We start from the raw sequence: 19,972 nt of genomic DNA on the forward strand, positions 1-19,972 counted from the left end.
TCAGCCCCGCCGTTGTCGGGTACGCAACTGGCGCAGCTGCTGTCACATGACTGGCCGGGCAACGTGCGGGAACTGGCCAATGCCGCCGAACGCCACGCGCTGGGCTTGGGTTCGCCGAGCCTTGACAGCTTGCCTGCAGGCCAATCCCTGGTAGAGCAGATGGAGGCGTTCGAGGCGCAATGTCTGCGTGTGGCGTTGCGCTTGCACAAGGGTGAGATCAAGGGCGTGATGCAAGACTTGCAACTGCCCAGGCGCACCCTCAACGAAAAAATGCAGCGCCATGGGCTGGTACGCGAGGATTTCGTCGTGCGGGAATGAGCGGAAATCCGCCTATTGGTTAATCTCAATAAGCAAAAATCCGCTTACTTCCATTCTTTTTCCTAGGCCTGCCCTGCAGTTCATCACGTGCAGGCGCAGGCCGATGCAAACCGCGGCCGGCCAGCGGCAGCGCGGCTTCCATGCAAGCTGCAGCTCCGTGAACGGCGCCACGCGCCCTCAAATGAATCACCACGCACCCGTTTGGCACACCTTCTGCAATCTCGCTGGCAAGCTGCGCTTCGGCGCGCTCCACAAAAACAACGAGAAGGTATCCCTGATGGATAACGCCACCTCCCTGCCAACCGGGGCAGCCGTCGCGCCCGCCGCAGAAAGAACCACCGCCAGCCGCCTCAAGTCGATTTTCAGCGGTTCCATCGGCAACATGGTCGAATGGTACGACTGGTACGTCTACGCCGCATTCTCGCTGTATTTCGCCAAGGCCTTCTTCCCGGCCGGCGATTCCACCGCACAACTGCTCAACACCGCCGCGATTTTCGCCGTGGGCTTCCTCATGCGCCCGATCGGTGGCTGGCTGATGGGCCTGTACGCCGACCGCAAGGGGCGCAAGGCCGCGCTGATGGCCTCGGTTCTGCTCATGTGCGCCGGCTCTCTGGTCATCGCCCTGACCCCGGGTTACGAAACCATCGGCGTCGCCGCCCCGGTCCTGCTGGTCATCGCCCGCCTGCTGCAAGGCCTGTCGGTAGGGGGTGAATACGGCACCTCGGCCACCTACCTCAGCGAAATGGCCAGCAAGGAGCGCCGTGGTTTCTTCTCCAGCTTCCAGTACGTGACCCTGATCTCCGGTCAGCTCATCGCCCTGGCGGTGCTGATCGTTCTGCAGCAGACGCTGACCACCGAGCAACTGTATGCCTGGGGCTGGCGCGTACCGTTCGTGATTGGCGCGCTCTGCGCGGTGGTCGCGCTGTACCTGCGCCGCGGCATGGAAGAAACCGCCTCGTTCACCAAGAAGGAAAAGGCCAAGGAAAGCCTGATGCGCACCCTGATGCGCCACCCCAAGGAACTGATGACCGTGGTCGGCCTGACCATGGGCGGTACTTTGGCCTTCTACACCTACACCACCTACATGCAGAAATACCTGGTCAACACCGTTGGCATGAGCATCAGTGACTCGACCACCATCTCGGCGGCCACACTGTTCCTGTTCATGTGCCTGCAGCCGATCATCGGCGGCCTCTCGGACAAGATCGGCCGTCGCCCGATCCTGATTGCCTTCGGCGTACTGGGCACCCTGTTCACCGTACCGATCCTCAGCACCCTGCACACCATTGAGTCCTGGTGGGGCGCGTTCTTCCTGATCATGGCTGCGTTGATCATCGTCAGCGGTTACACCTCGATCAATGCCGTGGTCAAAGCCGAACTGTTCCCGACCGAGATCCGCGCCCTGGGTGTTGGCCTGCCTTACGCCCTGACCGTCTCGATCTTCGGCGGCACCGCAGAATACGTAGCCCTGTGGTTCAAGAGCGCCGGGATGGAGAGCGGTTTCTACTGGTACGTCACGGCGTGCATCGCTTGTTCGCTGTTGGTGTACGCGACCATGAAGGACACCAAGCAGCATTCGCGGATTACGACTGACTGACAGTGACCCTGCGGTTTGAAAAGGGGCGCCCCAGTAACTGGGCGCCCCTTTTTTTGGTTGCTCGCAAAGCCTTTGTGATGTCGCTGGTTGCATGGTTTGAGTGTTCTGGCGCCCTTGACACTCACCCGACAGCCCACCGAATCCCCGCCTTAACCCCGAATTAATACCGCTGCTGCATCCTGCGTAGGCTGGAGAGCCCAATTGCACTCCGCAACGCATCCCTGGCGTTGCCGGGCCGTACCCAGTGCGAAGTGACAATCGGTGCGCCCAAAATGATCTGATAATTCGATTATTTAACGCCAATTTTTGCGCTTTTTAATCAAATTAATCGGCGTAGCATTGGACCCATAGAAACAAACAACCTCTTGAACCCAACGGAGCAACGACCATGAAAAACAAACTGATCCTCACCCTGGCCCTCTCGGTTTTCGCCACTGGCGCCTTCGCCGAAGATGGCTTCGAGCGCACCAACGCCCACAGCTTCGCAGCGGCCCAGAGCCAAGCGGCCACTTACGCTGAAGACGGTTTCGACCGCACCGGTGCACAACGCTTCGCCGAAGACGGCTTCGATCGCACTGGCGCACAACGCTTCGCCGAAGACGGCTTCGACCGCACTGGCGCACAACGCTTCGCCGAAGACGGTTTCGACCGCACTGGCGCACAACGCTTCGCCGAAGACGGCTTCGACCGCACCAACGCCCACCGCATCAGCTGATCCCTGATGCGTGCAACCAGCCCGGCCTCGGTCGGGCTTGATCATTTCCAGGCGGGCACAAGCTTGGCACACTAGGCGCCTCGTCCCCTCTGGAGGTAGGGCCACAGGCCCGACAGATGTACTACTACGAACCCGCCAAAGGCCACGGCCTGCCCCACGACCCGTTCAATGCCATCGTAGGCCCACGCCCGATCGGCTGGATCTCATCCCAGGACCGCGAAGGCCGCTTGAACCTCGCGCCCTACAGTTTCTTCAACGCCTTCAACTACATCCCACCGATCATCGGTTTCTGCAGCGTCGGGCGCAAAGACAGCCTGAACAATATCGAGCAGACCGGTGAGTTCGTCTGGAACCTGGCCACCCGCCCGCTGGCCGAAGCCATGAACCAGAGCTGCGCAGCCGTACCGGCAGAGGTGAACGAGTTCGACTTGAGCGGGTTGACGGCAGCCCCGTCGAGCCTGGTGAAGGTGCCCCGCGTGGGCGAAACCCCGGTAGCTTTCGAATGCAAGGTGAGCCAGATCGTCCAGCTCAAGCGGGCCGACCAGGAACATGTGCCGAGCTGGCTGATCCTCGGCGAGGTGGTGGCGGTGCACATCGCTGAGCACCTGCTCAAGGACGGTATCTACGATACCGCGGCCGCCGAGCCGATCTTGCGAGGCGGTGGCCCGGCGGACTACTTCGAGCTGGGCAACCTGTTCAAGATGAGAAGGCCGCAGGGCTGATCACCAGACCAGCTCGCCTTCTTCACCAACGCCCTTGAGGCGTTCGAGTTCGGCGCAGGCGGCCTCGTCGGCCGCCATGGCGCTCTTGAACACCTGGCCATCGAGCACCTTGTGAAAGCGCGGCGCACCGCCCATGCCCAGCGCCTTGACCGCGATAGCGGCGTTGTAGCCGCCGCCTTCCACCGGGACCATCGCCGAAACCGCTTCGAAATGCGGGAATTCTTTACGTGCCATGTTGCAATCCGCGTCGTTGATCGAGGGGCGGCATTCTACCCCGCGCGGCATGGCATTCAACCGAAGGTATGCAGATCCAGGCTGCTGACCACCTGGGCCTGCACCAGTTCGCCAAACACCTGCAAGGTCGGCGACTCGAAATAACCTGTCATCGCCTGCTGGTCACGCCAGCTCCCACTGAGCAGCCAAAGATCGGCATCGGCCTGCGAACGCTGTACGGTAAAGCTCAGGCAGCCAGGCGCGCTCAGCGAAGGCTCAAGCAGGTCCCGCAGACGCGCGCCGAGCTCCGCCGAACGACCGCTGCTGGCACGGATGAAAGCCAAATGGGTGACCGGTTTTAGAAGGGCCATTGCACGATCTCCTTGGAGCAGACGGACGGGAAAACCAGGCTGCCAAGGTTAGTGGCGCGCTCGCGCGGCGCGTTAGGCCATTACTGCACGTCGATTGCCTGATCCTGCCGCACGGCAGGATCAGGCAATCGACGTGCAGCTTTGGACTAGCGCCCGCCATTGCCCAAACCTATGCTGCGTCGGTCAGCAGAGGAAAGCCATCATGACCACCGCCCCGTCCATTGATCCGACCCTGGAAGTGCAGCGCCAGGAACTGGCCGAGCTGATCGGGCGCCATGCCGGCGAAGCCCACGGCCCCGCGTCGGCCATCGATGATCTGTACCTGGTGCGCTACACCGAGAACGTGCGCTCGGTGCCAACCCTGGCCCAGCCTGCCCTGTGCGTCCTCGCCCAAGGCAGCAAAAGCCTGTTTCTGGGCGACGAGCAGTATGCCTACGACCCGCTGCATTACATGGTGGTGTCGGTGACCCTGCCGCTCAGCGGTGCCAAGCTCGATGCCAGCCCGGAAAACCCCAGCCTGGGCCTGCGTCTGGACCTTGACCCGGCCGAGATCAGCCAGTTGATTGCCGAAAGCGGGCCGATGCTGGTGCCCAATCTGCCCTCAGGTCGCGGCCTCTATGTGGAAAGGACAGATCCGCAACTGCTCGACGCACTGCTGCGCCTGATTCGCCTGCTGGACGCCCCGCGGGACATTGCCATGCTGGCGCCGCTGATCCGGCGGGAAATCCTCTATCGCCTGTTGCGCGGCCCTCAGGGTTACCGCCTGTATGAAATTGCCCTGGCCAACAGCCAGACGCACCGGGTGTGCCAAGCCATCACCTGGCTCAATCAGAATTACCAGCAACCGCTGCGCATCGAGGACCTGGCTCGGGAGGTCAACCTCAGCACGTCAACCTTGCACCACAGGTTCAAAGCCGTGACCTCCATGAGCCCCTTGCAGTACCAGAAGCAGTTGCGCCTGCAGGAGGCCCGCCGGCTGATGCTCAACGATGGCCTCGAGGCAGCGGTGGCGGGTTATCGGGTGGGTTATGAAAGCCCATCACAGTTCAGCCGCGAGTACAGCCGGCTATATGGCGCGCCGCCGATCCGGGATGTGGCGCGCTTGCGGGCCAGTGCCGGGTAATAGAGTGCACAGTCAGCCTTCTACCACCGCCTGCCACTGGTTCTGATCGACCTGGATCAACGTCGGCCCCTTACGCTCCACCGCCCGCCCCAGGGCCACCTGCAACTGCTGCACATCGCCAACCTGTTCCGCTTCAGCCCCCAACGCACGTGCCACGCCGATGAAATCCGGGGTATGGATATCAACCCCTACCGGCTCGATGGCACGATTGACCATGTATTTCTTGATCTCTTCATAGCCCTGGTTATTCCACAGCAGCACGATCAACGGCACCTGCGCCTCCACCGCACTGGCCAGCTCCGGCAGGGTGAACTGCAGCCCACCGTCCCCGATCAGGCACACTGCCGGGGCACGCGTGGCCGGTTGCTCGGCGCTGCCCAGCCACGCCCCCATCGCCGCCGGCAGTGCATAACCCAAGGTGCCGTAACCGGTCGAGGCATTGAACCAGCGGCGTGGCTGATCCATATCCAGGGTCAGGTTGCCGGTGTACACAGGCTGAGTCGAATCGCCCACCAGGATGGCGTTGGGCAAGCGTTCCAGAATGCTGGTCAGCAGGCGGGTCTGGCTCAGGGTTGGCTGGTCCCAGGTAGCGTTCAGTGACGTGCGCAGGCGCTGCGCGCGTGCCGCCCCCCACGAGCCATCGCGGGCAGGCTGTGGCAGGTCGTGCAAGGCAACGAGCAATGCCTGTGCTGCCAGCTCGGCATCGGCGACCAGCGCCAGCTCCGGCAGGTAATTGCGCACGGTCTGGTCCGGATCGATGTCGATGCGCAGCAGTGCGCCGGGGATTTCAAAGCCGCCCTTGAACGTCACGTCGTAGTCGGTTTCAGCCAGTTCGGTACCAATCGCCAGCACTACATCAGCCTCAGCCACCAGCGCGCGGGTGGCGACCAGCGACTGGGTCGAACCGATCTGCAACGGATGGTCAGAGGGCAGCAGGCCCTTTGCATTGATGGTCAGAGCCACAGGGGCCTGCAGGTACTCGGCCATGCGCGCAAGCGCAGGGCCAGCAGCCAAAGCACCGCCGCCTGCCAGGATCAAAGGCTTGCGCGCCTTGGCCAGGCGTTCGGCCATCAGTGCCACAGCCTGCGGCGCGGCGCCCGCGCGGCTACTGCGTACAGGGCGCCCCGGCAGCAGGTGGTCAGCAGGCTCGACCAGCACGTCCAGCGGAATCTCGATATGCACCGGACGCGGCCGGGCGCCATCGAACACGGCAAACGCGCGCGCCAGTACCTGTGGCAAGTCATCAGCGCTCATCAAGGTTTGCGAGAAGGCGGCCACCCCAGCCACCAGGGCGCTTTGGTTGGGCAGCTCGTGCAGCTTGCCACGGCCACCACCCAGCTGGCTGCGCGATTGCACGCTAGAAATCACCAGCATCGGGATCGAATCGGCGTAGGCCTGGCCCATCGCGGTGGTGATGTTGGTCATCCCAGGACCGGTGATGATGAAACATACACCCGGCTTGCCACGCGTACGCGCATAGCCGTCAGCCATGAACCCGGCGCCTTGCTCATGGCGCGGTGTGATATGGCGGATGGACGAGCCCGCCAGCCCTCGGTAGAGCTCCACGGTATGTACGCCGGGGATGCCGAAGACATGGTCTACGCCATAGCCTTCGAGGAGTTTGACCAGTACTTCGCCGCAGGTAGCCATCGCGTTTCACCTTGGATCTTGTTGGAATCTGCGCTCATTGGACCCAACGCACAGCTATCGCCACAAGGCAAAAAAACACATACTAGCCATGTTCTGTAATCATGGCTTGCGCGATGAAACGCCTTCCACCGCTTTCCGCTCTGCACACCTTCCTGATCACCGCTCAGCACTGCAACTTCACCCGTGCCGCACAGCAGTTGCATATCACCCAGGGCGCCGTCAGCCGGCAGATCGCCGGGCTCGAAGAGCACCTGGGGTATGCCCTGTTCCAACGCCAGGCCCGCGGCCTGAGCCTGACGCGTGAAGGCCAGGACTGGCTGCCGCGCGTGCAACAGGTGTTCGCCTTGATCGAACAGGGTGTGCGCGAGGTGGGCGGGCGCAGCGCGACCTTGCAGCTCAAGGCGCCGACCTGCGTGATGCGCTGGCTGTTGCCGCGCCTGATGGAATGGCAGGCACTGCGCCCGGATGTGCCGGTAGAGCTGACCACCACGGTGCAACATGGCGTGGATTTTCGGCGCGAAGGGTTCGATGCGGCGGTGGTCTATGGCAGCTTGCCCAATCATCGGCTGCGGGTGCGCAAGCTGTTCGATGAGCAACTCACGCCCGTCTGCGCGCCATCGTTACTGGCTGGGCCTTTGCCACTGAAGCAGGTCGAGGACCTGGCGCGCCATATGCTGCTGCACCCATCGCGGGATGAGCATGACTGGCGCCTGTGGCTGCAAGCGGCCGGTGCGTCACTCGACCTGCACGGGCCGAAGCAGCACTTCGAGACGCTGGACATGGCCATGGCCATGGCATCCCAGGGCACTGGAATTGCCATTGGCGATTGGGCATTGATTGGCGATGACCTGCGCGGCGGGCGTTTGTGCATGCCCTTCGGGTTGAAGGTGACCACCGGCAAAGCCTATTACCTGGCCTGCCAGTCCAAAAGCTTGCCAGCAGGGCTGGCCGAGCTGATGGACTGGCTGGAGGGCCGTGCCGAGGCTCAGTAACCGACGGTAAACCGCTGCCGCGAATGCGCCGGTTTCTCCAGTTCATCGAGCATGGCAATGGCGTAGTCGCCAAAGGTAATCCAGCTCTTGCCATCGGCGCCGATCAGCAGGTGGTCCTTGCCCAAGGTGTAATGCCCTGTCCGCTCCCCTTCGACGAACTCAGCCGACGGCGACAGGAAGGTCCAGTCCAGGTTCTGTTCCTGGCGCAGCACCTCAAGAAAGCGTACACCGGCGCTGGCCTCGGCCTTGTAAGCCTCGGGAAAGTCCGGGCTGTCGATGACCCGATGCCCGGAAGGCAACAGCAGGCTGCCGGCGCCCCCGACCACCAACAGGCGTTTGACGCCCGCACGCTTGACCGGCTCGATGATCGCATGCGGCTCAATGGTCGAAAAATGCGCAGCGCTCAGCACCGCCTCCACACCCGCCAGCGCCTTGTGCAGCGCCGCGCTGTCCTTGACGTCGAGCGCCTGCACGGTCACGCCCGCGCGCCCCTGCAGTGTCGAAGGGTCGCGGGCAATGGCGAGCACACTGTGCCCGCGGCGCAACGCCTCTTCCAGCAGTTGGCTGCCAGCGCGGCCAGTAGCACCGATGATTGCGATCTTGCTCATGAGGAACACTCCTTCAGTTGAATGGAATTACCACTTCATCTCGCCCTTGGCGACCTTGGCACCGAGCTCCAGCGAGCTCTCGTCGGCCAGGCCCGGGTAACGCTTCTTCATTGCGCCGATCAGCCCATCGGCGTCTTTGGCCTTGGCCGCTTCAACATCGAACGCCTGGATGTAGCTCGCCGTGAAATGCACGGCATCGAGCGAATGATCGCTCTGCCCCAAGTAGTGGCCGGCCACGACAGTACGCGGTGCCAACTGCTCGATATGCTTGAGCGTGCCAAGCCAATCCGCATGCGACTTGGCTGACTGGGTATCGGCCATCCACACATGGATGTTTTCGGAGACCACCACCCCACCCACCACCGCCTTGATCGACGGAATCCAGACAAAACTGCGCTCAGGTTGCGGGCCATCCAGCCCCATGACTTCGAGCGGCTGCCCCTCCAGCATCAGGCGATTGCCATCGAGCACCTGTGGCACCACCAGCCGCGCCGGTTTGTCGGAGCCCATCTGCGGGCCCCAGTAAGCCAGCTTGGCATCCATGGTCTGGCGGATATGGGCAACGGTGTCGGCCGAAGCAACCACGCTGGCCTCAGGGAAGGCCTGGGTCAGGGTGTCGAGGCCGAAGTAGTAGTCCGGGTCGCCATGGCTGATGTAGATGGTCGTCAGGTGTTTGCCGCCAGCACGCAGGCGTTGCACCAGCTGTTCGGCCTGGGCCTTGCCGAACTGGGCGTCGACCAGGATGGCGTCCTTTTCGCCACTGACGATTACCGAGCTGACCGGGAAGATGGCCACATGGCCTGGGTTGTAAATGTCCAGTTGCAACGGCTCGGCAGCCTGGGCCTGGCCAGCCAGGGCGACACATGCCAGCACCAGGCTGCGCAAGGGAGTGAATATCGACATGCTCTGTGACCGTCCGCGAGAAGAATGATCAACAGCTTAGTTGCCCGATCCATGACAAAAAATGCGATGCTCGAACATAGTTTGTTTCTGAAATCGGGCAAATCATGGACCGTTTGAACGCGATGCGCGTTTTTGTCACCGTCGTCGACCTGGGCAGCCAGTCGGCGGCGGCCGATCAACTGCAGTTGTCCCGCCCAGTGGTCTCGCGCTACCTCGCCGAGCTGGAGGACTGGGTTGGCGCGCGCTTGATGCAGCGCACCACGCGCAAATTGAGCCTGACCGCCGCTGGCCTGGAGACCCTGCCCCGCTGCCGGCATCTGCTGGAACTGGCCGGCGACCTGCAGGCCGCCGTGCAGCAACCGGCGGATGCGCCCCGTGGCGCCCTGCGCATCAGCGTCAGTACCTCATTCGGCCAGGCACAACTGGTGGATGCGGTAGCCGCGTATGTGCGCCGCTACCCTGGGGTGAGAGTCGAGCTGCAGATGCTTGATCGCACGGTCAACCTGGTGGACGAGCGCATCGACCTGGCCATCCGCACCAGCAACGACCTGGACCCGAACCTCATCGCCCGGCGCCTCACTGTATGCCGCTCAGTCGTCTGCGCGGCACCCGCCTACTTGCATGAGCATGGCACCCCGCAACGGGTTGAGGAGCTGAGCCAGCACAATTGCCTTACTCATGCCTACTTCGGCCACAGCGTCTGGCATTTCGAAGTGGGCGGCCAGCCGATCACTGTCCCGGTCGAAGGTAATATCAGTGCCAACGAGGCCATGACCCTGCAGAAGGCGGCACTGGCCGGTGCGGGGGTCGCCATGCTGCCGACTTACCAGGCTGCTGCGGCCCTGCGTACAGGCGAACTGGTGCGCCTGCTGCCTGATGCACGCCCGCAGGAGCTGAACCTGAATGCGGTGTACACATCACGCAAGCATATGCCGGCGACCTTGCGCAGCATGCTGGATTTTCTGGCGCAGCGGTTCAGGGACGAACCGGAGTGGGATAAAGATTTGTTGTGAACTGCCGCGCAACCGGGCTGTTGCGTCAAGCGTCCACCTGTGATTGACCTATGCTTGAGGTATCACCTGTTTTTGCAACAGGAGGTGAGCACCATGGGCATCAAATCAAGAAGAGTCGCCCTTGTCATGGCAATGACTGCAGCCGTCGGCCTTTACGGCTCCGCCTGCTGGCGCGCCGAGCTGCTACGCAGCCAGCCCAACGCGGCAGCCAGTTGCGAGCAGGCGCACTGCGTGCCGCACACCGCCACCTTGAGCGCCGTCCGCTGAGCCGAACGGCGCAATGCCGGTCACTCGTCGACGCTCATGTATTCCTTGGCCCAGCGGATATAGTCCTCAGGCTGGGTGTAGGTGTGCGACAGCTCGGTGGCCGTGAGGTTTTCCGACTTGTTCTGCTGGCCGCGCTGCAGGCGCAGGCAGTCATAAGTGGCCTTGATCGCGGCAAAGTAGGCGGCATGGCCATCGACCACGATCCGTACGCCAAGGCGTGCCAGGCGCTCATCGTCGCGCAGGTTCGGGTTGGCATAGGTCACCAGCATCAGCGGCACGCTGAGGTGCTCGGCGATCTGCTCCAGTTGCTCGAAGTCTTTGACACCCACCATGCAGATAGCATCGGCACCGGCCTTCTGGTAGCTCTGGGTGCGCACGATGATTTCTTCGGTGCTGAGCACGCCGGCGTTAGTGCGGGCGATGATCGAGAGCGACGAGTCGACCCGGGCCTCCAGCGCCGCACGGATCTTGCCAACGCCCTCTTCGACCGGGATCAGGTCGGTGGACTTGCGCCCGAACTGGGCCGGCAGCAGCGTGTCTTCGATAGTGAGCGCAGCCACACCGGCGCGTTCCAGTTCGATGACCGTGCGCATGACGTTCAGCGCATTGCCATAACCGTGGTCGGCATCGGCGAGCACCGGCAGCTGGGCCACACGGCCGATGCGGGTAGCCTGCTCGACGAACTCACTCAGTGTGATAAGGGCGAAGTCTGGTGCGGCCAGCACCTGCAGCGAGGCGACCGACCCGCCGAGAATGCCGACTTCGAAGCCCAGGTCAGCGGCAATACGCGCCGACATCGGGTCGAACACGGAGGCCGTGTGATAGCAGGAACCTGAAGCGAGCAGCTCGCGGAAGGCAAAACGCAGATCTTGATGGGAAGCCTTGGGCATGATCACTCCGCTTATACGTGAAATTGAACGGTTGCTACCGACCCCTGAATCGGGTCTACCTGACCTGTTCCAACCGTCGCCATCGGGGCGCTCATGCTCGACATGCAGGCAGAGGAATAAAAGGTGTGGGATACAGCGGCACTGGAATCCTGCGACATCATGCTGCACCAAGCTGGTGCGACCCGCGGATTCAAGGCTCTGCGGTCCATGCACGATATCACGCAGCCATGCAGCACTGGATGAATGCGCCAATGCCGATCTTGCATGGGCGATGCTGATAGTACATAGGTAGCTACCTAAGTCAGGTTACAATTGCGGTCTTGGTGCCAGCCCCCTCGTGGGCCAGCAAAGCCACTGCTGTCTTTCAAACAAGGTGCCCCTCCGTGACCGCCGCACTGCCCCCGACCGCCCTGCGCAGCGTCCTCACCGCGTTGATGCTGGCCATCTTCCTTGGCGCCCTCGACCAGACCATCGTCGCCGTTTCACTGCCTGCCATCTCCGCCCGGTTCAATGACGTCGGGCTGCTGGCCTGGGTGATATCGGGCTACATGGTGGCGATGACCGTGGCAGTGCCGATCTACGGCAAGCTGGGGGACCTGTATGGGCGCCGCCGCATGATCCTTACCGGCATCAGCCTGTTCACCCTGGCCTCCATCGCCTGCGCCCTGGCCCAGGACATGCAGCAGCTGGTGCTGGCGCGGGTGCTGCAGGGTATCGGTGCGGGCGGCATGGTTTCGGTGAGCCAGGCGATCATTGGCGACTTCGTACCACCCCGGGAGCGTGGCCGCTACCAGGGCTATTTCAGCAGCATGTATGCCGCAGCCAGCGTGGCCGGGCCGGTACTGGGTGGCTGGCTGACCGAATACCTGTCGTGGCGCTGGGTGTTCTGGATCAACCTGCCCTTGGGCCTGGCCGCCCTGTGGGCCATCCACCGCGCCCTGGAGGGCATGCCCGTGCAACGCCGTCAGGCCCAGGTGGACTATGTGGGGGCGGTGTTGTTGATCATTGGCCTGGGCAGCCTGCTGCTGGGCATTACCCTGGTCGGCCAGGGCCACGCCTGGACTGCGCCTGCCGTGATGGCCCTGTTCGCCTGTGCCGGGCTTGGCACAGCCTTGTTCATCGGGCATGAACGTCGTTGCCAGGAACCGTTGCTGCCACTGGGGCTGTTCGGCAACCGGGTGGCCGTGCTGTGCTGGGCGGTGATTTTCTTCGCCAGTTTCCAATCGATCTCTCTGACCATGCTGATGCCCCTGCGCTACCAGGGCATCACCGGGGCCGGGGCCGACAGCGCCGCGCTGCACCTGCTGCCCTTGGCCATCGGCCTGCCCATCGGTGCATTCACCGGCGGGCGCATGACCAGCTTCACTGGCCGCTACAAGCCGCAGATCCTCGCCGGTGCGTTGCTGATGCCGGTGGCGATCTTCGCCATGGCCATCACCCCACCGCAGTCGGGCGTACTCAGTGCGCTTTTCATGTTGTTCACAGGCATCGCCTGTGGGCTGCAGTTCCCGACATCGCTGGTAGGCACCCAGAGCGCTGTGGATAGCAAGGACATCGGCGTGGCCACCAGCACGACCAATCTGTTCCGCTCACTTGGCGGCGCCATGGGCGTGGCCTGCATGTCCAGCGTACTGCTGGCACTGCTGCATCAGGGGGGGGTCGAATTGGCGGGTAATCCGTTGCTGGGGAGCCTGCAGGCTGGGGAAGCGGATCCTGCAACCCAGGCACGATTGCTGGAAACCTTCAGGCACCTGTTGCTGGGCAGCGCCACGGTGGCGCTGCTGGGGCTGGTGGCGGCAGTGGCATTGCCGGACCGGCAGTTGCGTGGGCGCTAGGGGAGCACCTTAGGTTTTAATCATCCCTTAATGCTCAGGGAAAACACTCCCTCACAATCCTTAACAAAGTGTCAATTGCGCAAGGCAGGGCTCCAGCGCAGCATATCCAGCCCGGTGTCCACCCATTTTTCGGCATCGCGCAGCAGATCGACGCTGTCTGGCAGTAGCAACCAGCGCCCGATCAGGCCATCGACATAGGCAAACAGGGCCACGGCTGCCCGTTCTACATCCAGCCCGGCCGGCAACTGTTCACGGCGCACGGCATTGGCCAACGCCAGGGTAATGCCCTCATGGCAATCCAGCACCGCACTTTGGCGCTGCTGGCGAATTTCACACATGTCATCGGTGAACTCGCACTTGTGATGCAAGATCTCATTGATACGCCGGGTCCGGGCATCGAGCACCAGCCCGTTGAACACTTGCAGCAGCAGCTTGCGCATGCAGCCGAGTGGGTCCAGTTCGTCCTCGCTTTCACTGGCACGCGCCAAGTGGTCATGGGTTTCGTGCAGGCTGTCGAGCAGCGCCTGCACCAACTCCGCCTTATTGTTGAAATGCCAGTAGATAGCACCGCGGGTCACGCCCGCCAGTTCGGCGATGTCAGCCAGGGTGGTTCGCGCAACCCCACGCTTGTAGAAAGCCTTTTCCGCCGCCTCGATGATCTGGGTTCGGGTTTCCTGGGCTTCTTCTTTGGTTCGACGGACCATGGCAGTACAACCTCATCTGGGCCCGCAGGCACGTTGCTTGCGGGGAATCCGCCGGGGTCACCTCTGAAGGGTGCCTCCGGATGGGCTAATCAAGGGACCGGATAGTAGCCAAGTACTACCCAACGGTATTTACAAACAACCATGAATGTAAGTATATTCGTTAGTAAGCTATTTATCCACCTGATAGCATTTTTTCTGACAAGACTCTTCCATTACTCTTGAGCGTCTCCCTGCTCTAGCGACCCGAGGATCCTCATGCAATTCAAGCCAGCCGTTACCGCTCTGGTTTCCGCCGTCGCCCTGGCAACTCTGCTAAGTGGCTGTAACAAAGAAGAAGCCGCGCCCGCAGCACAGGCTCCTCTGGTCGGCGTCGTGACAATCCAGCCCCAGGCCTTCACCTTGACCACCGAGCTGCCGGGGCGCACCAGCGCCTATCGCATTGCCGAAGTGCGCCCTCAGGTCAATGGCATCATTCTCAAGCGCCTGTTCAAGGAAGGCAGCGACGTCAAGGCCGGTCAGCAGCTGTACCAGATCGACCCTGCCGTATACGAGGCCACCCTGGCCAACGCCCAGGCCAACCTCCAGGCTACCCGCTCGCTGGCCGAGCGCTACAAGCAGCTGATAGACGAACAGGCGGTGTCCAAGCAGGAATACGACGACGCCAATGCCAAACGATTGCAGGCCGAGGCAGCGCTCAAAAGTGCCCAGATCGATCTGCGCTATACCAAGGTACTGGCGCCGATCAGCGGTCGTATCGGTCGCTCGTCGTTCACTGAAGGTGCGCTGGTGAGCAATGGCCAGACCAATGCCATGGCCACCATCCAGCAACTCGACCCGATCTACGTCGATGTCACCCAGTCCACCGCCGAGCTGCTCAAGCTGCGCCGTGACCTGGAAAGCGGCCAGCTGCAGAAGTCCGGCGACAACGCCGCGTCCGTCCAGCTGGTGCTGGAAGACGGCAGCCTGTTCAAGCAGGAAGGTCGCCTGGAGTTCTCCGAAGTGGCGGTCGACGAGACCACAGGTTCGGTGACCTTGCGCGCCATCTTCCCCAACCCTGATCACACCCTGCTGCCCGGCATGTTCGTGCACGCGCGGCTCAAGGCCGGGGTCAACAGCAATGCCATCCTGGCCCCGCAGCAAGGCGTGACCCGTGACCTGAAGGGTGCACCGACCGCGCTGGTAGTCAACCAGGAGAACAAGGTCGAACTGCGCCAGCTCAAGGCCAGCCGCACCCTGGGCAGCGACTGGCTGATCGAAGAAGGCCTGAACCCGGGCGACCGCCTGATCACCGAGGGCCTGCAGTACGTGCGCCCGGGTGTCGAGGTCAAGGTCAGCGATGCCACCAACGTCAAGAAACCGGGCAGCCCTGATCAGGCCAGCGCGGCCAAAGCAGACGCCAAAGCGGAGTAAACCATGTCGAAGTTCTTTATCGATCGCCCGATCTTCGCCTGGGTGATCGCCTTGGTGATCATGCTGGTCGGCGCTTTGTCGATCCTGAAGCTGCCGATCAACCAGTACCCAAGCATCGCGCCGCCGGCCATCGCCATCTCCGTGACCTACCCGGGCGCCTCGGCGCAAACCGTGCAGGACACCGTGGTGCAGGTGATCGAGCAGCAGCTCAACGGTATCGACAACCTGCGTTATGTGTCCTCGGAGAGCAACTCCGACGGCAGCATGACCATCACCGCCACCTTCGAGCAGGGCACCAACCCTGATACCGCGCAGGTTCAGGTACAGAACAAGCTGAACCTGGCCACCCCACTGCTGCCGCAGGAAGTGCAGCAGCAAGGTATCCGCGTCACCAAGGCAGTGAAGAACTTCCTGATGGTGATCGGCCTGGTGTCCGAAGACGGCAGCATGACCAAGGATGACCTTGCCAACTACATCGTTTCCAACATGCAGGACTCGATTTCGCGCACGGCAGGTGTCGGTGACTTCCAGGTGTTCGGTGCACAGTACGCCATGCGTATCTGGCTCGATCCGGCCAAGCTGAACAAGTTCCAGCTGACTCCGGTCGACGTCAAGACCGCGGTCGCCGCGCAGAACGTGCAGGTGTCGTCCGGCCAGCTCGGCGGCCTGCCTGCCATACCCGGCACCCAGCTGAACGCCACCATCATCGGCAAGACTCGCCTGCAGACCGCCGAGCAGTTCGAAAATATCCTGCTCAAGGTCAACAGCGATGGCTCGCAGGTTCGCTTGCGCGATGTTGCCCAGGTCGGCCTGGGCGGCGAAAACTACGCCATCAGCGCCCAGTTCAACGGCAAGCCGGCCTCGGGCCTTGCGGTCAAGCTGGCGACCGGCGCCAACGCCCTGGATACCGCCACGGCCCTGCGCAAGACCATCAGCGACCTGGAGCCGTTCTTCCCGCCAGGGGTCAAGGCGGTGTTCCCGTATGACACCACGCCGGTGGTCACCGAATCGATCAGCGGGGTCATACACACCCTGATCGAAGCCGTGGTCCTGGTATTCCTGGTGATGTACCTGTTCCTGCAGAACTTCCGCGCCACCATCATTACCACCATGACCGTACCGGTGGTATTGCTGGGCACCTTCGGCATCCTTGCCGCCGCGGGCTTCAGCATCAACACCCTGACCATGTTCGCCATGGTCCTGGCCATCGGCTTGCTGGTGGACGACGCCATCGTCGTGGTGGAGAACGTCGAACGGGTCATGTCCGAGGAAGGCTTGCCGCCCAAAGAGGCGACCAAGCGGTCGATGGAGCAGATCCAGGGCGCGCTGGTGGGTATCGCCCTGGTGCTGTCGGCAGTGCTGCTGCCGATGGCCTTCTTCGGCGGCTCCACGGGTGTGATCTACCGGCAATTCTCCATCACCATCGTCTCGGCCATGGGCCTGTCGGTGCTGGTGGCACTGATCTTCACCCCGGCGCTGTGCGCCACCATGCTCAAGCCGCTTAAAAAGGGCGAGCACCATGTGGCCAAAGGTGGCTTCTTCGGCTGGTTCAACCGCAACTTCGACCGCAGCGTGAACGGCTACGAGCGCAGCGTGGGTACCATCCTGCGCAACAAGGTGCCGTTCCTGCTGGGCTACGCCTTGATCGTCGTCGGCATGATCTGGCTGTTCGCCCGCATCCCTACCGCGTTCCTGCCCGAGGAAGACCAGGGCGTACTGTTCGCCCAGGTGCAGACACCGGCCGGTTCCAGTGCCGAGCGCACCCAGGTGGTGATTGACCAGATGCGTGAGTACCTGCTCGAGGACGAAGCCGATACCGTGTCGTCGGTGTTCACCGTCAACGGCTTCAACTTCGCCGGTCGCGGGCAAAGCTCGGGCATGGCGTTCATCATGCTCAAGCCGTGGGACGAACGCTCCAAGGAGAACAGCGTGTTCGGCCTGGCTGAGCGTGCCCAGCAGCACTTCTTCAGCTTCCGTGATGCGATGGTGTTCGCCTTTGCTCCGCCTGCGGTACTGGAGTTGGGTAACGCCACCGGCTTCGACGTATTCCTGCAGGATCGTGGTGGCGTCGGCCATGCGAAACTCATGGAAGCGCGCAACCAGTTCCTGGCCAAGGCTGCCCAGAGCAAGGTGCTCAGCGCCGTGCGTCCGAACGGCCTGAACGATGAGCCGCAGTACCAGCTGACCATCGATGACGAGCGTGCCAGCGCCCTGGGCGTGACCATCTCCGACATCAACAACACCCTGTCGATTGCCTTGGGTGCCAGCTACGTCAACGACTTCATCGACCGCGGCCGGGTCAAGAAGGTGTACATCCAGGGCGAACCGAACGCCCGGATGAGCCCGGAAGACCTGCAGAAGTGGTACGTGCGCAACGGTGCAGGCGAGATGGTGCCGTTCTCCTCCTTCGCCACAGGTGAATGGACCTACGGTTCGCCCAAGCTGTCGCGCTACAACGGCGTCGAGGCAATGGAGATTCTCGGTGCACCGGCCCCAGGCTACAGTACCGGTGAAGCCATGGCTGAGGTGGAGCGGATCGCTGGCGAACTGCCGGACGGCATCGGCTACTCCTGGACCGGCATGTCCTACGAGGAAAAGCTCTCCGGCTCGCAGATGCCGGCACTGTTCGCCCTCTCGGTCCTGTTCGTGTTCCTGTGCCTGGCAGCACTGTATGAAAGCTGGTCGATCCCGATCGCCGTCGTGCTGGTCGTTCCACTGGGCATCATCGGTGCGCTGATCGCCACCAGCCTGCGCGGCCTGTCCAATGACGTGTACTTCCTGGTAGGCCTGTTGACCACCATCGGCCTGGCGGCGAAGAACGCGATCCTGATCGTGGAATTCGCCAAGGAACTGCACGAACAAGGCAAGAGCCTGTATGACGCAGCGATCGAGGCATGCCGCATGCGTCTGCGCCCGATCATCATGACCTCGCTGGCATTCATCCTCGGCGTGGTACCGTTGACCATTTCCAGCGGCGCTGGCGCGGGCAGCCAGCATGCCATCGGTACCGGGGTAATCGGCGGCATGATCAGTGCGACCGTGCTGGCCATCTTCTGGGTACCGCTGTTCTTCGTCGCAGTGTCGTCGCTGTTCGGCAGCAAAAAGCCGGAACAGGACGCCACCCCTGAAACTCCACGTTATGAGGCTGGGCAATGACCAAGTCTTTGTTGTCCCTGGCGGTAACCGCTTTCATTCTCGGCGGCTGCTCGCTGATCCCTGATTACCAGACGCCGGAAGCACCGGTGGCAGCGCAGTGGCCGCAAGGCCCTGCGTACTCGCCGACCGAGTCGGCCGACGTGGCCGCCGCCGAACAGGGCTGGCGCCAGTTCTTCCACGACCCGGCACTGCAGCAGTTGATCCAGACTTCGCTGGTGAACAACCGCGACCTGCGCGTGGCGGCACTGAACCTTGACGCTTACCGCGCGCAGTACCGCATCCAGCGCGCCGACCTGTTCCCGGCGGTTTCGGCCACTGGCAGCGGCAGCCGCCAGCGCGTCCCGGCGGACCTGTCGACAACCGGCGAAGCCAACATCACCAGCCAGTACTCGGCCACGCTAGGCGTCAGCGCCTACGAGCTGGACCTGTTCGGCCGCGTACGCAGCCTGACCGAGCAGGCCTTGGAAACCTACCTGTCCAGTGAACAGGCGCGTCGCTCCACGCAGATCGCCCTGGTGGCCAGCGTGGCCAACGCCTACTACACCTGGCAGGCCGACCAGGCACTGTTCAAGCTGACCGAAGAGACGCTCAAGACCTACGAGGAAAGCTACAACCTGACCCGCCGCAGCAACGAAGTCGGTGTGGCTTCGGCGCTCGACCTCAGCCAGGCGCGCACCGCCGTGGAAGGGGCACGGGTCAAGTATTCGCAGTATCAGCGCCTTGTCGCCCAGGACCTCAACATCCTGGCCGTGCTGGTGGGTACCGGCATCCCGGCCAACCTGCCCAAGCCGCTGGAGCTCGATGCCGACCAGCTGGCGGAAGTGCCGGCTGGCCTGCCGTCGGACATCCTCCAGCGCCGCCCTGACATCCAGGAGGCCGAACACCTGCTCAAGGCCGCCAACGCCAACATTGGCGCAGCACGAGCAGCGTTCTTCCCGAGCATCAGCTTGACCGCCAACGCCGGCACCCTGAGCCCGGACATGGACGGGCTGTTCAAGGGTGGTTCGGGGACCTGGCTGTTCCAGCCGCAGATCAACCTGCCGATCTTCAACGCCGGCAGTCTGAAAGCGAGCCTGGACTACTCGAAGATTCAGAAAGACATCAACGTCGCCAAGTACGAAAAAACCATCCAGACCGCCTTCCAGGAAGTCTCAGATGGCCTGGCGGCACGCAAGACCTTCGAAGAGCAGTTGCAGGCGCAACGTGACCTGGTGCAGGCGAACCAGGATTACTACCGCCTGGCCGAACGCCGTTACCGCATCGGTATCGACAGCAACCTGACCTTCCTCGATGCCCAGCGCAACCTGTTCAGTGCACAGCAGTCACTGATCACCGATCGCCTGTCGCAGCTGACCAGCGAGGTCAACCTGTACAAAGCGCTCGGCGGTGGCTGGTACGAGCAGACCGGGCAGGCCAATCAGCAGGCATCGGCGGCAACACCGAAGAGCTGACTATTCAGGTAAAAACAAAAAACCCACCCCTTGC

18 protein-coding genes and 1 pseudogene are annotated in these 19,972 nt (G+C 62.6%); 12 read left to right on the forward strand and 7 right to left on the reverse strand.

What is annotated here, in order from left to right; all coding sequences use genetic code 11:
• The 4 genes and pseudogenes from BLX42_RS20915 to BLX42_RS20930 all read left to right on the forward strand — a co-directional run.
• Positions 1 to 318: pseudogene (locus BLX42_RS20915) on the forward strand (sigma-54-dependent Fis family transcriptional regulator); the annotation flags it as partial.
• Positions 319 to 595: 277 nt separating this feature from the next.
• Entirely contained in the window at positions 596 to 1,915 is a 1,320-nt protein-coding gene (locus BLX42_RS20920) for an MFS transporter (protein ID WP_046784965.1), read from the forward strand.
• Between the two features lie 388 nt (positions 1,916 to 2,303).
• Positions 2,304 to 2,630, forward strand: a complete 327-nt coding sequence (locus BLX42_RS20925; protein WP_161872528.1) for a hypothetical protein — start codon at positions 2,304 to 2,306, stop codon at positions 2,628 to 2,630.
• A 116-nt stretch (positions 2,631 to 2,746) separates the two neighbouring features.
• Positions 2,747 to 3,352, forward strand: coding sequence for a flavin reductase family protein (locus BLX42_RS20930; protein WP_161872529.1), 606 nt, complete (start codon positions 2,747 to 2,749; stop codon positions 3,350 to 3,352).
• On the opposite strand, the gene BLX42_RS20935 is transcribed toward BLX42_RS20930, so the two are convergent.
• Both BLX42_RS20935 and BLX42_RS20940 read right to left on the reverse strand, forming a co-directional pair.
• Positions 3,353 to 3,586: a hypothetical protein gene (locus tag BLX42_RS20935; RefSeq protein WP_115275480.1), complete on the reverse strand. Its 234-nt coding sequence runs from the start codon at positions 3,584 to 3,586 to the stop codon at positions 3,353 to 3,355. It abuts the gene before it with no gap.
• A 56-nt stretch (positions 3,587 to 3,642) separates the two neighbouring features.
• Positions 3,643 to 3,936, reverse strand: a complete 294-nt coding sequence (locus BLX42_RS20940) for a putative quinol monooxygenase (RefSeq protein ID WP_161872530.1) — start codon at positions 3,934 to 3,936, stop codon at positions 3,643 to 3,645.
• Positions 3,937 to 4,138: 202 nt separating this feature from the next.
• Here BLX42_RS20940 and BLX42_RS20945 point away from each other — a divergent pair, with 202 nt between their 5' ends.
• Complete coding sequence (locus BLX42_RS20945; protein ID WP_039604874.1) at positions 4,139 to 5,059, forward strand: AraC family transcriptional regulator; 921 nt, start codon at positions 4,139 to 4,141, stop codon at positions 5,057 to 5,059.
• 12 nt (positions 5,060 to 5,071) lie between these two features.
• On the opposite strand, the gene BLX42_RS20950 is transcribed toward BLX42_RS20945, so the two are convergent.
• The gene (locus tag BLX42_RS20950) at positions 5,072 to 6,709 is read right to left on the reverse strand and encodes a 5-guanidino-2-oxopentanoate decarboxylase (protein WP_161872531.1); all 1,638 of its coding nucleotides are present in this window, start codon (positions 6,707 to 6,709) and stop codon (positions 5,072 to 5,074) included.
• A gap of 113 nt (positions 6,710 to 6,822) precedes the next feature.
• On the opposite strand from BLX42_RS20950, the gene BLX42_RS20955 reads away from it, so the two are divergent.
• Entirely contained in the window at positions 6,823 to 7,701 is an 879-nt protein-coding gene (locus BLX42_RS20955; protein WP_161872532.1) for a LysR substrate-binding domain-containing protein, read from the forward strand.
• Here the strand turns inward: BLX42_RS20955 and BLX42_RS20960 are convergent.
• Together BLX42_RS20960 and BLX42_RS20965 are read right to left on the reverse strand one after the other, a co-directional pair.
• Entirely contained in the window at positions 7,695 to 8,309 is a 615-nt protein-coding gene (locus BLX42_RS20960; RefSeq protein WP_161872533.1) for an NAD(P)-dependent oxidoreductase, read from the reverse strand. The two genes, BLX42_RS20955 and BLX42_RS20960, sit on opposite strands and share 7 nt — an antisense overlap.
• Positions 8,310 to 8,336: 27 nt before the next feature.
• Entirely contained in the window at positions 8,337 to 9,212 is an 876-nt protein-coding gene (locus BLX42_RS20965) for an MBL fold metallo-hydrolase (RefSeq protein ID WP_161872534.1), read from the reverse strand.
• 104 nt (positions 9,213 to 9,316) lie between these two features.
• Between BLX42_RS20965 and BLX42_RS20970 the strand changes: the two genes are divergently transcribed.
• Both BLX42_RS20970 and BLX42_RS26600 read left to right on the forward strand, forming a co-directional pair.
• Positions 9,317 to 10,225 carry a LysR family transcriptional regulator gene (locus BLX42_RS20970; protein WP_115273676.1) on the forward strand — a complete coding sequence of 303 codons (909 nt, stop codon included), beginning with the start codon at positions 9,317 to 9,319 and terminating at the stop codon, positions 10,223 to 10,225.
• Between the two features lie 126 nt (positions 10,226 to 10,351).
• Positions 10,352 to 10,492: a hypothetical protein gene (locus tag BLX42_RS26600; protein WP_168216568.1), complete on the forward strand. Its 141-nt coding sequence runs from the start codon at positions 10,352 to 10,354 to the stop codon at positions 10,490 to 10,492.
• A 20-nt stretch (positions 10,493 to 10,512) separates the two neighbouring features.
• Here BLX42_RS26600 and BLX42_RS20975 read toward each other — a convergent pair whose 3' ends face one another.
• Complete coding sequence (locus BLX42_RS20975) at positions 10,513 to 11,382, reverse strand: oxaloacetate decarboxylase (protein ID WP_046784922.1); 870 nt, start codon at positions 11,380 to 11,382, stop codon at positions 10,513 to 10,515.
• A 383-nt stretch (positions 11,383 to 11,765) separates the two neighbouring features.
• Here BLX42_RS20975 and BLX42_RS20980 point away from each other — a divergent pair, with 383 nt between their 5' ends.
• On the forward strand, positions 11,766 to 13,217 hold the full coding sequence (locus BLX42_RS20980; protein WP_161872535.1) for an MDR family MFS transporter: 1,452 nt from the start codon (positions 11,766 to 11,768) through the stop codon (positions 13,215 to 13,217).
• A gap of 71 nt (positions 13,218 to 13,288) precedes the next feature.
• On the opposite strand, the gene ttgR is transcribed toward BLX42_RS20980, so the two are convergent.
• Entirely contained in the window at positions 13,289 to 13,921 is a 633-nt protein-coding gene (gene ttgR, locus BLX42_RS20985; protein WP_046784920.1) for an efflux transport transcriptional regulator TtgR, read from the reverse strand.
• Positions 13,922 to 14,176: 255 nt separating this feature from the next.
• On the opposite strand from ttgR, the gene ttgA reads away from it, so the two are divergent.
• From ttgA to BLX42_RS21000, 3 genes are read left to right on the forward strand one after another with little or no spacing between them, the layout of a single operon-like run.
• On the forward strand, positions 14,177 to 15,331 hold the full coding sequence (ttgA, locus tag BLX42_RS20990; protein ID WP_046784919.1) for a toluene efflux RND transporter periplasmic adaptor subunit TtgA: 1,155 nt from the start codon (positions 14,177 to 14,179) through the stop codon (positions 15,329 to 15,331).
• A gap of 3 nt (positions 15,332 to 15,334) precedes the next feature.
• Positions 15,335 to 18,487, forward strand: coding sequence for a multidrug efflux RND transporter permease subunit TtgB (gene ttgB / locus BLX42_RS20995; protein ID WP_046784918.1), 3,153 nt, complete (start codon positions 15,335 to 15,337; stop codon positions 18,485 to 18,487).
• Positions 18,484 to 19,938, forward strand: a complete 1,455-nt coding sequence (locus tag BLX42_RS21000; protein WP_161872536.1) for an AdeC/AdeK/OprM family multidrug efflux complex outer membrane factor — start codon at positions 18,484 to 18,486, stop codon at positions 19,936 to 19,938. Before ttgB ends, BLX42_RS21000 begins: the two co-directional genes overlap by 4 nt.
• The last annotated feature ends 34 nt before the right edge of the window (positions 19,939 to 19,972 follow it).

This window comes from Pseudomonas sp. SG-MS2 (assembly GCF_009933855.1).
Lineage (GTDB): Bacteria > Pseudomonadota > Gammaproteobacteria > Pseudomonadales > Pseudomonadaceae > Aquipseudomonas > Aquipseudomonas putida_E.